Genomic DNA, 14,508 nt, shown 5'->3' on the forward strand with positions numbered 1-14,508 from the left:
ATGGTGTGTTAGGCCTCGATCATGCCGATGAGTTTGTTCACTGCGTGTTCGACAAACTTGGGGTCTTCGGCGGTGAGATCGAGGGCTTCGACTTCGATGCTGTTAGGAAGTTCTTTTTGCAAAGCGTCCCAGTAGGCTGCGTCGAGATCGGTGTTGTATAGCTCGCCGCCTTCTGCGGAGTAGCTGGAGACGCCTTTGAGGGGCATCAGGAAAGCGGTGTCTTTCTTGGCGCTTTGGAGTCGTTCGCCGATGCAGGCGGCTACCTTCGCTTGTTCCTCGGCGTTAAGGCGGGGGACAAAGACGTAGGGCGTGTGCCAAGTGATCTGGTGGTCTTCGTAGCCTGCGGGGACTTGGCTTGGCTTGTCGACCAAGATACCGAGGTGCTCGGATCCGCCGGGGCAGATGACCTGTGGCAGGCCGAGTTCGCCAGCGACGGTGAGACGGTCGGGACCACTGGCGCGCAGTGCACCGAAGACTCCGTCGGCAATTTCGCCCATGGCGTAGTCGAAGACAGCGGTGATGATTCCTTCTCTCATCATCTGCTCCATGGCTTCACCTCCTGCACCGATGGCGTGGAAGGTGATGACCTCGTAGCCGGCATCTTCAAAAAGCTTGATGGCATGCATGGCGCCCTTGGTGAGAACGCCGAGATTGGACATGCCGATGACGCCTTTGGCCTCGGACTTGGTAATGCTGCGCTCAACCTGTGCCATGCCCCATGCGGCGGCAGCGGCGTTGGCGAGGATTTTGCGAGAGAAAACATTGAGTCCGAGGATGTCAGAAACCGCAAACATCATGGTGATGTCCTTGATGCCAACAAAGGGTCCGACATCGCCGGAAGCCGCGGTGGAAAGCATCACCTTCGGGAAACCATAAGGCAGAGCCTGAAGGATGGGAGCGCAGGCGGATGTGCCCTGGGTTCCGCCGAGAGTGACAATGCCATCGATTTTTCCATCCTCCTGGAGTCCGGTGATGATCTTGGTGGCTCCGGCAAGAATGAATGGGCTCGCCTTCTCGCGACTTGGACGTTCTAACAGTTCAGCCAGATTGCCGCCGCCGGCAGAGATGATTTCCTCTTTGGTAACGTCAGCCTTGATGGTGGAATCGCCAACCAGTCCGATATCGATCAGCAGGGCTTTGCCGCCGAGACGTTCGATTTCCTGACGCATGAAGTCAGCTTCATCGGCCTTGGTGTCGAGAGTAGCGAGGATGGCGATTGTTTTCATAGGAGGCTGTTAGGTTGAAAATTATTTGGAGAAACGAAGATCGGCGAATTCCTTGGCGGCTTTGGAAACTGCTTGTTCCACTGGAAGACGTTCGGTGGAAGATCCAGTCCAGAATCCTTGGCCCGATGTGTTATCGAGGATGTATTGGGCATCGGCTGGTTTTTCCAGAGCTGCACCGTGAGCTACGAGGATTACGTCAGGGTTCACCTCGCGGCACTTGACGTAGGCTTCCTCGGTGACGGCTGCGGTTTCTTCGAGAGTCATGCCGCCGGAGTAGCCTTTGAGGCCACCTTGAGTGGTTCCTGCGTGGAAACAGAAGATGTGTGGTTTGGCTTCACCACAGATGCGGATGGAGTCTTCCAGAGTGAATCCGAGACCGACGGAAACCATGTCCATTTCCTCACGGGCGTATTTGAGCATTTCGATTTCGTTATCGATGGTGATGCCTGCGGAGCTCATCACTTTGAAGATTTCAGAATCCTTATCGACGTAGGAGATGGATGGTCCGATGTTAGAAACGGCGTTCACGCCCATGTCCTTACACTGCTGTAATACCATGTGCATGTCCTTCAGCGGATCGTTCGCGTTGAGGCAGGCGCAGACGAATGCTTTGCCATCGAGCGCAGGCATGATGTCTTCACGAGTGTAGTCGAGCGTCTGCTTGTTAGAATCAAGGATGGGCCACATCATTGACATGGTGCCCATGCCGTTGGCGCGAAGACGGGCGCCAGAGAAGGTGTTGATGCAGTCGGTGCCGGCAGCTTCCTGAAGCTTGGCGACGAGGCCGCTGCCTGCAGACGAAATCATGATAGGCTCATGGGCGTCGACTTTGCGTTTCAGATTCGCGAGGATTTGTTCGGTGGAAATACGTTTAGTGATCATGATGATGAAATGAGTTAATGCTTATGTTGATTCTGTTTCTAAAGCAGGAGCGGCAGTTTGTCTTGAAAAATCAGTGCAATTTTATGTATAAAATGGTCAATCGTCTATTTCGCTTTAAAGCGTGAGCGATAAGACGACGGCGGCTCTTTCATAATCCGGGTGAACTCACGCGAGAAATGGCTCTGGTCTGAAAAGCCACACTGGTAGCTGATTTCCGCGAAGCTCTGCGTTGTTTGCACGATCTTGTGACAGGCCTCCTGCACCTTCAGATGGCGGATGTATTCCTTGGGTGACATGCCGAAGCAGGCTTTGAATTTTCTTTGGAATGAGCTGAGCGACAGGTTGGCCGACGCGGCGAGTTCGGTGATGGCGATGTTTTCTCGAAACGACTGGTGCATCAGTTTCAGTGCGGAGCCAAGCTCATCGGATTGCTGAAGCGAGGCATTGCTTTGGCTAAAAGGTCGGGTCACTCCGATGATACCGCAGATCTTGCCTTTGGTATTGTGCAGCGGCTTTTTATTGGTCGTGGACCAGTCGACAAATCCATTGCCAGTCGGAACGAGCTCGATGCGGTTGAGGATCGATTCGCCTGTTTTCACGATAATCAAATCGTCCTCGCGGATTGAATTCACAATATGGTCCGGCATGAAGTCCTCATCCTTCTTGCCGAGAATCTCTGTGCCGTCATCGACGCCGAAGATCGACAGCAAGCGTTTGTTGAACGCCACGTATCTTAATTCGATGTCCTTGACGAAAAATGTGAAGCCCACCAGGTCATCAAAGATCGTCGATAGATGATCGCTGATGTGATTGTCTTGAAAAAATTGGTCGTTCTGCACACCTCGAAAAGAGCAGAGACCGGGGCGGAAGTGAAGCGTTTATCCAGCCAGGAATTTTGCCACGATGGCATTCAGTGCCAATCCATACGCCTCGGGCTCATGATAACGTGGCGGCAGCTCGGCAGTTTCCACATCAGGGAGGTGGGCGGCGATGACATCGGCAGTGGATTGCGGGTGCAGTTCGTCGCGGCCTGTGGTCAGCACCAGTGCCGGGTTGCCAATTTGCGATAGCTGCTCAGGGTCTGAAAAAGGAGAGTCCTGCCACATTCTATACAGCACCGCAGTGGACGCAGGTGTGATGGGACGCTGAAACAGTCCGCCGATGGAGTTGGCGACAGGTTTGTTCTGCTGATCAAGCTGCTGGAAATCCGGATCTGCCAGAAGCTTCTCGCGTGCCTCGTCGATACCATGGTCCTCGATCCATCGTCCGACGTAGGCGACCAATTTCAAATGCTCAGGCTGCTTTTCTTCGAGCCACGATGGACGCAGCAAAATGATTTTCTTCACCCGCTCCGGATAGCGCAACGCGAGGTTCAGAGTGATGCCGGATCCCATCGATAAGCCTCCGATATTACACGACTCGATACCAAGGTGATCCATCAGTTCGACCACCAGGTCAGCAAAACGATCAAAGCTCAGTTCGCTGGGATCGAAGCTCTGACTCTCGCCATGCCCAGGCATGTCCGGCGCGATGACGTAGGTGTTTTTTAATTCAGGAAAAGCGGAAGTCGTCTGAGCACTGCCTGCTCCGAGGCCGTGAAGGAAAACGAGTGGCGTATTTGTTGGATCGCCCGTGGTTTGGTAAGAAAGAAGCATGCATCATGCTCTCGTTTCAATCAGCACTGTCAAGCTGAGAGTCATTGTGCGCTTTTTCCAAAATAAAATCAGAATAGTTGTTAACGTTTCACATCAAAAAATCATTAATCATCCGTTAAAGGTGAAATCTGATGGTTCATAAGCCGCTAGGATCATCGTTCATCAAAGTCACCCCATGTTCTCCGTCGATACAGAATTTGTGCAGATGCTGCTAAAGCATCAGTCGGACATACGTGCGTTCGTCATTTCGCTTCTACCCGGGTGTCCAGAGATCGATGATGTCATCCAGGATACCAATTTGTTGCTTTGTCGAAAAAAGTCAGACTACCAAGACGGAACGAATTTTAAAGCGTGGGCGTTCTCTGTCGCAGTCAATCTGGCGAGGGAACATCGCCGCCTGATGATTAAAAACGAGAATAGGGTCTTGCCGCTGGAAGTGTTTGAACGACTGGAAGGAATCTGGACCGATACGGCTGTGGAGGACGAACCAATCAGGAGACGTGCGCTCGATGCGTGCCTAAGCAGATTGTCCGTTTCTGAAAGGCAGGTGGTATGGGCTCGTTATATGAAGGGCGATAGTCTGGAGAAACATGCCGAGCGAACCAACACCACAGCTCAGTCGTTACGCGTCACTCTGTTCAGGTTAAGAAAGCGCCTGAAAGCCTGCGTTGAGAAGCGCATTGTCATGGAAAGGGGGCATGCCTGATGAACATTTCGGAGCGCGATAGGCTGATACAAGAGTTGATCGAAGGCACGATCTCGGACTCGGACTTTGAGCTAATTACTCAAGAGCTAAGGGATAGACCCGAGGCGCTTAGTTATTATCGCGAACTGGTGGGGATTCACAATCTCCTCGGTGAAATGGCTGCGGAAAGAAGAGCTTTGAAGGGGATTATGCCGATCGAGAGCATGATGCTTGAGCAGAAAAAGAAAGTCAGGAAAATGGCCCTCTATGCGGCTGCCGCGGTTTTAGTGATTGCTGCAATATCGATGAGTTTCTTCCTAGCTCCGAGTCGCACCCAGAATCAGAGGGCGCTGACTTTTGCTACGTCACCGGGGACACAGTTTGAGCTGACCCATCCGAAGGAGGGGGAGGAATTGGAAGATGAAGGAAACATTCTTACCGTTGGTTCTCGTTTGGTAGTGAATCAGGGCGTTGTAGAACTGACATTTGAAACAGGTGTGAAATCCGTGATCATGGCTCCGGCGGATTTGACCCTGCACGAGCGAGACCGACTCTACATGAGGCAGGGCAGGGGGTGGTTTCATATACCCAGTGAGGCTACGGGTTTTACCGTGTTGACCGCAGATCTGAAAGTGGTCGATTTGGGCACAGAGTTCGGAGTGGTCACGAATCCTGACGAGGACGATGAAGTGCACGTTTTTGAAGGACGGGTGCAAGTGACATCTCTAAAGGGCCGCTTGCTACAACGTGAACTCACCAAGGGAGATGCAATAGTGGTTAAGGCAGGAGGTCGTCTGATCGCGAGTAAATCCACGAAACCTAAATTTTTCCAGCATCTTCCCCAGAGGTTACCTTATCACCACTGGTCATTTGATGCAAAAGTCGATGAGAACTACACGGCTACAGGCAATGTTCCTTGGGCAAAATCCCTGCAATCCGTCAAAGTGAAATGCGATCAAGTGCCAGGCAAATTTGGCCAAGGTCTGTCGTTTGATGGCGTGGATGATTATTTGGAAACCAATTGGCCGGGTGTCAGCGGGAGCCAGCCGCGTGCAGTTTCATTCTGGGTGAAAATCCCGAAGAATCAGATTAATCAATCCAGCTATGATTCCGGCTGTGTGGGGTGGGGATTGCACTCAGGCTCGGGAAACCATCGGTGTAAATTATTTATCGCTTCAGACCATGAGCTTAATCCGGGAGGAGAGAGTAATCATGTCGTGCAGATGACGTTCAACCAGTTTTGGTATGTCGGCACGACCCAGCTGAACGATGGAGATTGGCACCATGTCGCTGCGTCATACATGGGCAGGTCAGATGAGAATGGCCTGCCTGCTGTCGATATCTATATCGATGGCCAGCTTGAGACATGTAATTTCAAAGCCACTGACAAGGGATTGCCGGTTGAGGTGGATACCCTAACAGCCAAAAACAGCCCTTTTGCAACGCCCCTCACTTTCGGTTCATCACTGGAGACTGATCGCGGTCAAAGGAGATTCTTCCGTGGTGAACTCGATGAAATTTTCCTGATAGAAGGCTCGATCAGCGCCGCACAGGTGCAGTGTCTCTACCGTAAAAACTCCCTTCCAGATGAATTGGAGGTGAAACCAACAACAAAGAAAACAGAATGAAACTAAAAACAAATGTCAAACATATGAAACTCTCAGGACTGGGAACTCTCTCTATTTTGGCGATAGGTCTAATCAATCCATCACAAGCGGCTCTTGTCATGAGCACAGGCAGTGGTGACTACTACACTGGGGCCACATGGGGTGGCACCGCTCCCGATGTCAACGGCGGCGACGATGTGGTGATCGGTGTTGGTCATGATATCACTGCCACGGCAGTAGGTGCGCCAGCAAACACGCCAGATGTGTCGGTTGGCAACTTACGCTCGGGTAGCCCAGGAGCGGGGACTGCTGGCACACTCACCGTGAACGGCTCATTAACTGGTGACAATGAATTTCAAATGGGGTTCAGAGCTACTTCAGCCTCGTCCTCAACTTTGGTCATCGGATCAACAGGTTCTGTTAGCTTTTTGAAAGCTTGGATTAGTATCTCAGACGATACAGGATCGAGTAGCCTGATCAACTTTGTCGGAGTTGGAGGCTCGCTCACTTTCACAGGCGGCTTCGGCGGAGGGACCAATGACGGAGCTGGCACTGTCCGTCTTTACGACAGTTTCGGTGATGGCGGGAACGACGGAACCTTGGGAACTGGAGCAGATGAAACTATCAACAGTTTAATTGCTGGTGGGAACCTAGGTGATGTTAACGACTGGGCGTCCGCAACCTACGAGGACCTTTGGAACATCGGCTTGCTCCAACGCAATGGCGCCAATAGCGGAACGTTCACTGATAATTTCGTAGTGAACGGCGGCACACTCACTGCTGTTCCTGAGCCATCATCCGTAGCTCTCCTCGGCCTCGGTGGTCTTGCTCTGATCATGCGCCGTCGCAAGTGATCGGTCATCACGGATATTCAGATTATAAGGTGCGCCCCCCGGCTGATGACGTCGTCAAGCTAGGGGGTGCACTGATTTTAATACCATCTTTGACGCATGTTAGACATGTCCTTTGGGACAAGCATGCATGATCAATGCACTCAGGGATAAATCGTGTGATCCCGTAACACGTAGAGGATCACCATCAGTGCGTGGCAGACACTTCCGGAAAGCACAAACAGATGCCAGATCGCGTGGTTGAAGCGTAGTTTGTTCCAGACAAAAAAGATAACACCAAGCGAGTAACAAAGCCCACCGGCGACTAACAGAATGATTCCGGGCATAGGTAAGGATTTCAGCAATGGTCCGAAGGCAAAGACCGCTAGCCAGCCCATCAGCAAGTAGAGCGCCGTGGAAAGCCAGTGTTCGCGGTTGTTTTTCATGAACGCCTTCACCATCACTCCGGCAATGGCCATGAACCACACCACGCCAAACAAACTCCACCCCCAAGGACCGCGCAAGGTCACCAAGGTGATCGGCGTGTAAGATCCTGCGATCAGCAGGTAGATTGCAGCGTGATCCACCACTTGGAAAAACGACTTGTTCCGTGGTGAAATAACCGTGTGATAGAGCGTCGAGGAAAGGTAAAGCAGGACCAAGGTAGCTCCGAAAATGGCACCGCCTGTGATCTTCCACGGGTCATCGCCGGAGACAACCACCATGATCACCAGCGCGGCTACGCTCAGTAGCACGCCTAGACCGTGAGTGATGATGTTCGCCAGCTCCTCAGGGCCAGTCTCACAAAGTTCGGAGCGGATTTTCTCGGGGATGGTCTGGTCCTGAGTCATAACGGGGCAGGGGCTCAGCGTTGCTTGGGTAGACGCTTGCCTTGGACTCTGGCTGAAATCAAATTCTCGCACCTGCCGTGAAGCCGCAGTTTTTCACAGCAGGCTTCTATTTTTAACGACTGCTTCTCGGGACGGAAACCAAGTCGGCGCGCAGCGCAGTCGTTCATTAATTGAATATGGGCATCCTCGAACTCCACTACTTTGCCGCAGTCGATACACACAAGATGGTTGTGTGCAGGACTATCCACGAAGTTTGGATCGTAGGTCTTCTGGTCGTCGCCAAGATCAATCTCATGCAGCAGGCCAGCCTCGACCAAGAGCGAGATCGTGCGGTATACGGTTGCCCGAGACGAACTGGATTGGGTTTTTCTTACCCGATCCCACAAGTCGTCAGCGGTAAAATGATCGTCGGTGGAAAAAATGGCCTCCACGATGGCGTTGCGCTGAGGGGTATTGCGCAGGCCTTTGCTCTGAATGAACTGCTGTAAGCGCGCTTCGATCGTCTCTTCCATGCGTGGGAGATTAAACGGAACAAACGCTTCTGGCGAATTGGAAATTTCGATATTGGTTTTTTTATAACACTGCGCTTTGATCGCTCCCGTGCGAATTGATTTCCATTACTTCTCAGCCGCTTGTGCAGTCGGTGCGGTTGCCCTCGGACTGTTAGCCTCCTGTAGCACTGCTGAAAAAGAGCCCTTTCAGGTACGTCAGTTTCATCTGAGTTCTGTGAAGGCGACCGATGATAGCGCCCAGATGATTCGGGGTGAGCAGCTGTATCGCCTCCGCGGAGCGGTGACCATGGAAGAGAGAACCAGTCGTTTGGGGCATTACTACACAGTTTATTGGAATGACATCCAGAATACAGGGGACGCCAAGGTGGTGTTCGAGTATCAGCAGGCGACCACAGCCTCCAAGGTCTTGACCATGACCCGTGAAATCCCTGCAGGTTTGAACAGTGGATCCGTGGAATTTAGAGTCATCGGTGACTCTTACAAACAGGGTGGCCGAGTCCTTGCATGGAGGGCTCGTTTGATCAGCAATGGTAAGGTGCTGGCAATGAAACGTTCGTATCTCTGGCGTTGAAAATAACTGTTCTGTGTGATTGACCTTAGTCCTTACGCGAGCTAGGTTAGCATCCATCGCCCCTATTAAAGAACTCTCTGAACCAGAGTGAGTACAGAACACCCAATTTCAGCCTATCGCGCGAGCGAATTCTCATGGATCCGTTGCGCAGGAAAAGGATCTTTCCTCAACAGTCATGCTCTCAAGGAGTGGGCTGAAAATGAGATGAAAGATGGAGCCACCATCATTGTTGTGGATTTAGAGGCATGCACCGGCATGGATTCTACATTCATGGGGACCATGGCCGGTCTCGCCATGAGATTGATGAAAATCCCTGGAGGCAAACTCCAAATCGCCGAGCCTGGTGAGAGAAATCGTCAATCATTGGAGGATTTAGGTCTCGATGTCCTGATGGAGATCGAACCTGAAGAAAGTGTTTGGAAAGATCAAGTCTCCGAAGTTCGAGAGAAATTGGTTCTCTGCGGGGATGATGCCAGCGGTATCGATAAAGCTCCACATGTTCTTGAAGCTCACAAAACACTCTGTGCGGCGGACGAGAAAAACACCAAAAAATTTGCCACCGTGCTTGATTTTCTTGAAGCCGAAGTGAAGGCCAAAAAGGCAGCTAACAAGTGACCTGTTCCACAACCAGCGATGGTGGATTTTCCAGCACACGGAAGATGTTCGTTCTAACTAGCACTTTGCCAAGCACGAGCCAGCCATGACCACGACTAGTTATGTATTGGCCTCTCTAACGGCTATCTTGTTTGCGATATGCTTGTTGGCACTGCGAAAAACTGGAAAACGGTTAGAGGAAACTCAAAAGGAGAAGGACGCCATTCTGAGCGAAGAGTTGCGGATGTTCGATTTCCTGCACCATCTTGGTGAAGTTATCGGTAAGGACATCACTCCGCGTCAGCTGTATAAGGAAATCGTCGAGGGCTTCAGCAAGGTGCTTAATGCCAATGGTGGCGCGCTTTATCTCCTCAGTGAGGATCAAAAAAATCTGATTCCGCAATACATCTCCATCGAATGCCCACCACTCGTAGGTATCCCGGTTGAGATCAGGAGTCGTGCTCAAAAAGATCCTCGTGCTCTGGACAGCCATGTTCGCCTAGCCAAGGTGGGTGCGGACGAAGGCGTGCTTGGTGCAGCGATCTCCGCGGGTGAGTGTTTACTCATTCCGAATGTGCGGGATCATGAGTCGTTTCGGGATGCATTTGTTAGTTACGATGAAGACATCACAGCTCTGCTTGCTCCATTGCCGTATGGTGGTCGAGATATCGGAGTGGTGGCCATTGTTAGAAGACACGATTCTGATCAGGGGCAATTCAGTGCTAATGATTTTGAAGTGTTTCGTTCAGCATCAGAACAATCAGCTTTTGCGATGGGCAATGCCATGATCCATCGGGAACTCGTTGAGAAACGAAAACTGGATGATGAAATACGGACAGCGAGCGAAGTTCAAAACGTCCTACTTCCATCTGAAGAACCCATGATCCCCGGCTACCGTGTCAGCGGTAGAAACACTCCAGCCCGGATGATTAGTGGCGACTACTTCGATTACATTCCTCTCGATGACAATAACACGGGAATCGTCATCGCTGACGTAACAGGAAAGGGGGTTCCCGCCGGGTTGTTAATGGCCATGTGCCGGAGTGTGCTGCGTCTAACAGCTAAGGAGGCCAAGTCTCCCTCAGACGCTCTTGCGCAGGTAAACCGAAATCTCTTTCCGGATGTTCGTGAGGATATGTTTGTGAGCCTCGCTTATGTAGTCCTTGAGCATGGCACGGGAGATCTGTGTCTGAGCCGAGCAGGTCATGACGCACCTCTGGTCTACCGAAGCAGCACAGGCACCATAGAGAGTATCAAGCCACCGGGCCTTGCTATTGGAATCGACGAAGGGGAGGTCTTTGAACGTGTGACTAAAGATTTAAAAATACAGATGGAGCCTGGCGATTGCATGCTGCTCTACACCGATGGGGTTTGCGAAGCTGTTGACGCACAAGAAGATGAGTTCGGAAAACAGCGTCTGATAGACGTTTTCTTGAAGTCGGCACCGCTGGGTGCGGAGGCTGTTGTCGAGGCTGTTCAGCAGGCGGTTGTTTCCTTCGCCGATGAAGAGCCCCAGATGGATGACATCACCATGATCGCTATCGAAAAAAGATGAGCCTGTTTCATGTTGCTAATGAGGGTTTGGAATACGCAATTTTCTATTTTACCGCTTGCATGCTCAAGAGGGCTTTATAAACTAGCTCTATCAGTTCGAGGCACCCAATGTATCTTCTCTGATGAAACCGCCCACGCTTTTGTGTTCTACGAAGCACGGGCAACCAAACCTAGTAATCCTAGAATTAAACCTGAAATATGAAAATCGTTAAAATTATCGCAATCGCCGCCGCTGCATGTGGTGTTATGGTCAGCGCATCTTGCTGCTCCAAGCCAGCCCCTCAAGCACCAGCTTACGTTGCACCACCTACTAAGTAATTAAATTTACTGACTAAATATTTTTTAGTCGTTCGATTGCCAGAAAGGTAAACCCGAGTGACTAGAACTAACAACAAACTAACAAATATATACTAAATATGAAAATCGCACTTATTCTTGCCGCCGCTCTTGGTGTTGCAGTCAGCGCTTCTTGTGGTTCCAAGCCTGAGCCTACAGTTGCTCCTGCTCCTGTGATGACACAGCCAATGAAGTAATTCTTTCGGCTCATCATTTGAGCCACTGAAAAATATCAAAGGGCGGGTCTTGTTAGCATGACCCGCCCTTTTTCTTTGCCCTTTTTTCTTGCCTTGCCATTTGATTCTGGCAATACCAAACACGATCTTTTGATCTACACTACGATCCACACTATTAATATACTATGAAAGCACTTCGTATTCTTGTCATGTTGGCCACCGTCGCCGGTGGTGTTGCTCTTTCCTCCTGCGGCTGTTGCACCGGAGAAGAACGTCCTCCAGGTCTCCGCCCACTGCCTCAGTTCCGCGATATTCCTACACCTACCATCGATTACGCCAAGTAATCCCAGGGAATTAACAACTAGATTTTAAACAAAGAGCCGTCGAGTAATCGACGGCTCTTTTTTTGTGCGTGGTATGCCCATCCGGTAGAGGTGCAAATTGGCGCACCGTGACATATTGACGCTATTTTCTGTCCAGATGTTGAGCCATGTTGTCCCAAAAGCCCAAGTGTTAGCTACGCTGAGATAGAGGTTAAATTTCGTAACTATCTCATTATGTGTGTCCTATGGGCTTGGTCCGTCAGGTGGTATGGATATTGCACAGGAACTGGAGCTGGCCAATGCCGGTAACCATTTCAACGCAAACTTTAAACATAACCCAGAAAGGACCCAACCAATATGGCTAAGATACTAGGAATCGACCTCGGAACCACCAACTCCTGCATGGCAGTGATGGATGGTAGCGAAGCTACTGTTCTCGAAAACTCCGAAGGCGCACGCACAACTCCCTCCGTAGTGGCATTCACCAAAACTGGTGAGCGACTCGTAGGTCAGGCTGCCAAACGTCAGGCAGTCACCAACCCAAAAAACACCATCTTCTCTGCAAAACGCTACATCGGACGTAAGTTCAGTGAGCTCTCTGATGCAGATAAGAACGTCCCTTACGCAATCGTAGAAGCCGACAACGGTGACGCCCACATTCAGGTGGAAGTGGACGGCGAGAAGAAAACATACTCACCTCAGGAAATCGCAGCCATGGTGCTCGGTAAGCTGAAGGTGGACGCAGAAAACAAGCTCGGCGAAACTATCACCGAAGCCGTTATCACCGTTCCTGCTTACTTCAATGACTCCCAACGTTCAGCCACCAAGGCTGCCGGTGAGATCGCTGGCTTGAAGGTGCGCCGTATTATTAACGAGCCAACCGCAGCAGCACTGGCTTACGGTATCGATAAAAAATCTGAAGAGAAAGTCGCCGTGTATGACCTCGGTGGCGGAACCTTTGATATCTCCGTTCTCGACATCGACGACGGTGTATTCGAGGTGCTCGCAACAGACGGTGACACCCAGCTGGGTGGTGACGACTGGGACAACGCTCTCATCGATTGGATCATCAAAGAGTTCAAAGATGCCGAAGGCATGGATCTCAGCAAGCAGCCTGACGCTCTCCAGCGTATTAAGGAGGAAGCTGAAAAAGCCAAGATCGCACTGTCTTCTTCTCAGTCCTACGACATGAGCCTGCCGTTCATCACCATGGACCAGACTGGACCTAAGCACATCCAACAGACTCTAACACGTTCCAAGCTGGAGCAACTCACAGACCACCTCTTTGAGCGCACCAAGAAGCCAGTTCTTGACTGTCTTAAGGAAGCTGGTGTTTCCGCCAGTGAGATCGATGAACTCGTTCTCGTCGGTGGTATGACCCGCATGCCCAAGGTTGTGGAAACAGCCCAACAACTCGCAGGCAAGAAACCTAACCAAGGAGTCAACCCGGATGAGGTTGTCGCCATCGGTGCCGGCATCCAAGGCGGTGTGCTGCAAGGTGACGTCTCTGACGTTCTCCTTCTCGACGTAGCTCCTCTAACACTGTCCATCGAGACAGCCGGTCAGATCGCTACCCCAATGATCGAGCGCAACACCACCATCCCAGCCAAGAAGTCCCAAACCTTCTCGACTGCCGCTGACAATCAGCCAGGTGTGGACATCCGCATCTGCCAAGGTGAGCGCAAAATGTTTGCCGATAACAAGATTCTCGGAAACTTCCACCTCGGCGATATCGAGCCCGCACCACGCGGAACACCTCAGATCGAAGTCACCTTCGACATCGATGCCAATGGTATCTTGCACGTATCCGCCAAGGATAAGAAAACAGGCAAGGAAAACAAAATCTCCATCGAGGGCTCGAGTGGTCTTTCCGATGAGGAAATTGAAAAAGCCAAGCGCGATGCCGAGGAACACGCCGAGGAAGATAAGAAGCGTGCCGAAGCCGTTGAAACCAAAAACAACGCAGAGAACCTGGTGAACCAAGTTGAAAAACAACTCGGAGAACTCGGTGAGCAGCTTCCCGCTGAAATCAAATCTGGTATCGAAGCCAAAGTCGAAGCCGTCAAGGAAGCCCTCAAGGCCGATGACCTCGATGCCGTCAAGTCTTCCACCAGCGAACTTGAAGCATCCCTCCAGGAACTCGCCCAAGCTGCTCAGGCAGCCCAAGGTGCAGCCGCTGGCGGACCAGCACCCGAAGCCGACAGCGGCGAGGAAAAATCCTCCGAGCCGAAGCAAGCCAAAGGCAAAGTGGTCGACGCCGAAGTCGTCGAAGATTAATCGCTAGTAAAACCATCTTATGAGCCTCGTGATCATTTCGCGGGGCTCATTCTAACAACCAAACCAAAACAAATACAAAATTATGTCTAACATTACACCCATCGGACAGCGCGTCCTCGTGAAGCGTCTTGAAGCCGAAGAAGTCAGCGCAGGAGGCATCGTTCTTCCTGATTCAGCCAAAGAAAAACCACAAGAGGCAGAGGTCGTTTCCCTCGGCACAGGTGGCAAAGACGACAACGGCAAGGACATCGAGTTCGCCGTCAAAGTCGGAGACAAAGTGCTCATCTCCAAGTACGGCGGCACCGAAGTCAAAGTCAATGGCGAAGACATGCTGATCCTCTCAGAGTCCGACATCCTCGGCATCGTAGGCTAAATAATCCGTGGCTCCCAAGCCACACACTCATCCTATTTCCAAATAACAATTACCTA

At 51.3% G+C, this 14,508-nt stretch carries 15 protein-coding genes; 9 read left to right on the forward strand and 6 right to left on the reverse strand.

All coding sequences use genetic code 11. The annotated features are described in order from the left end of the window. Positions 1-8: 8 nt before the first annotated feature. From ACSPJT_RS01065 to ACSPJT_RS01080, 4 genes are all read right to left on the reverse strand, one after another. Positions 9-1,226, reverse strand: coding sequence for a Tm-1-like ATP-binding domain-containing protein (locus ACSPJT_RS01065; protein ID WP_435894524.1), 1,218 nt, complete (start codon positions 1,224-1,226; stop codon positions 9-11). A gap of 21 nt (positions 1,227-1,247) precedes the next feature. Then, complete coding sequence (locus ACSPJT_RS01070) at positions 1,248-2,108, reverse strand: phosphoenolpyruvate hydrolase family protein (RefSeq protein WP_435894525.1); 861 nt, start codon at positions 2,106-2,108, stop codon at positions 1,248-1,250. Between the two features lie 104 nt (positions 2,109-2,212). Beyond that, complete coding sequence (locus ACSPJT_RS01075) at positions 2,213-2,947, reverse strand: helix-turn-helix domain-containing protein (RefSeq protein WP_435894526.1); 735 nt, start codon at positions 2,945-2,947, stop codon at positions 2,213-2,215. A gap of 39 nt (positions 2,948-2,986) precedes the next feature. Then, positions 2,987-3,763 (reverse strand): alpha/beta fold hydrolase, encoded by a 777-nt coding sequence (locus ACSPJT_RS01080; RefSeq protein WP_435894527.1) that lies wholly within the window; start codon positions 3,761-3,763, stop codon positions 2,987-2,989. Positions 3,764-3,938: 175 nt separating this feature from the next. Between ACSPJT_RS01080 and ACSPJT_RS01085 the strand changes: the two genes are divergently transcribed. Genes ACSPJT_RS01085 through ACSPJT_RS01095 form a run of 3 tightly spaced genes read left to right on the forward strand, consistent with a single transcriptional unit; the run spans position 3,939 to position 6,909 of the window. Further along, positions 3,939-4,469 (forward strand): sigma-70 family RNA polymerase sigma factor, encoded by a 531-nt coding sequence (locus tag ACSPJT_RS01085; RefSeq protein ID WP_435894528.1) that lies wholly within the window; start codon positions 3,939-3,941, stop codon positions 4,467-4,469. Next, a complete protein-coding gene (locus ACSPJT_RS01090) occupies positions 4,469-6,076 on the forward strand; it encodes a LamG-like jellyroll fold domain-containing protein (protein WP_435894529.1) in 1,608 nt (535 codons plus the stop codon). The genes ACSPJT_RS01085 and ACSPJT_RS01090 overlap by 1 nt, the downstream gene beginning before the upstream one ends. Then, complete coding sequence (locus ACSPJT_RS01095; protein WP_435894530.1) at positions 6,073-6,909, forward strand: PEP-CTERM sorting domain-containing protein; 837 nt, start codon at positions 6,073-6,075, stop codon at positions 6,907-6,909. The genes ACSPJT_RS01090 and ACSPJT_RS01095 overlap by 4 nt, the downstream gene beginning before the upstream one ends. A 140-nt stretch (positions 6,910-7,049) precedes the next feature. Here the strand turns inward: ACSPJT_RS01095 and trhA are convergent, their stop codons facing one another. After that, entirely contained in the window at positions 7,050-7,736 is a 687-nt protein-coding gene (gene trhA, locus ACSPJT_RS01100; RefSeq protein WP_435894531.1) for a PAQR family membrane homeostasis protein TrhA, read from the reverse strand. A gap of 14 nt (positions 7,737-7,750) precedes the next feature. Next, positions 7,751-8,248, reverse strand: a complete 498-nt coding sequence (locus tag ACSPJT_RS01105; protein WP_435894532.1) for a Fur family transcriptional regulator — start codon at positions 8,246-8,248, stop codon at positions 7,751-7,753. Positions 8,249-8,336: 88 nt separating this feature from the next. Between ACSPJT_RS01105 and ACSPJT_RS01110 the strand changes: the two genes are divergently transcribed. From ACSPJT_RS01110 to ACSPJT_RS01135, 6 genes are all read left to right on the forward strand, one after another. Continuing rightward, a complete protein-coding gene (locus tag ACSPJT_RS01110) occupies positions 8,337-8,819 on the forward strand; it encodes a hypothetical protein (RefSeq protein WP_435894533.1) in 483 nt (160 codons plus the stop codon). An 87-nt stretch (positions 8,820-8,906) separates the two neighbouring features. Continuing rightward, a complete protein-coding gene (locus ACSPJT_RS01115; protein ID WP_435894534.1) occupies positions 8,907-9,434 on the forward strand; it encodes an STAS domain-containing protein in 528 nt (175 codons plus the stop codon). Between the two features lie 85 nt (positions 9,435-9,519). Continuing rightward, a complete protein-coding gene (locus ACSPJT_RS01120; protein WP_435894535.1) occupies positions 9,520-10,968 on the forward strand; it encodes a PP2C family protein-serine/threonine phosphatase in 1,449 nt (482 codons plus the stop codon). Positions 10,969-11,664: 696 nt separating this feature from the next. Beyond that, positions 11,665-11,823 carry a hypothetical protein gene (locus ACSPJT_RS01125; protein WP_435894536.1) on the forward strand — a complete coding sequence of 53 codons (159 nt, stop codon included), beginning with the start codon at positions 11,665-11,667 and terminating at the stop codon, positions 11,821-11,823. Positions 11,824-12,159: 336 nt separating this feature from the next. Further along, the gene (gene dnaK, locus ACSPJT_RS01130; RefSeq protein ID WP_435894537.1) at positions 12,160-14,079 is read left to right on the forward strand and encodes a molecular chaperone DnaK; all 1,920 of its coding nucleotides are present in this window, start codon (positions 12,160-12,162) and stop codon (positions 14,077-14,079) included. Between the two features lie 82 nt (positions 14,080-14,161). Next, a complete protein-coding gene (locus ACSPJT_RS01135; protein ID WP_435894538.1) occupies positions 14,162-14,452 on the forward strand; it encodes a co-chaperone GroES in 291 nt (96 codons plus the stop codon). Positions 14,453-14,508 lie beyond the last annotated feature (56 nt).

This window comes from Oceaniferula spumae (assembly GCF_042849255.1).
GTDB lineage: Bacteria > Verrucomicrobiota > Verrucomicrobiia > Verrucomicrobiales > Akkermansiaceae > Oceaniferula > Oceaniferula spumae.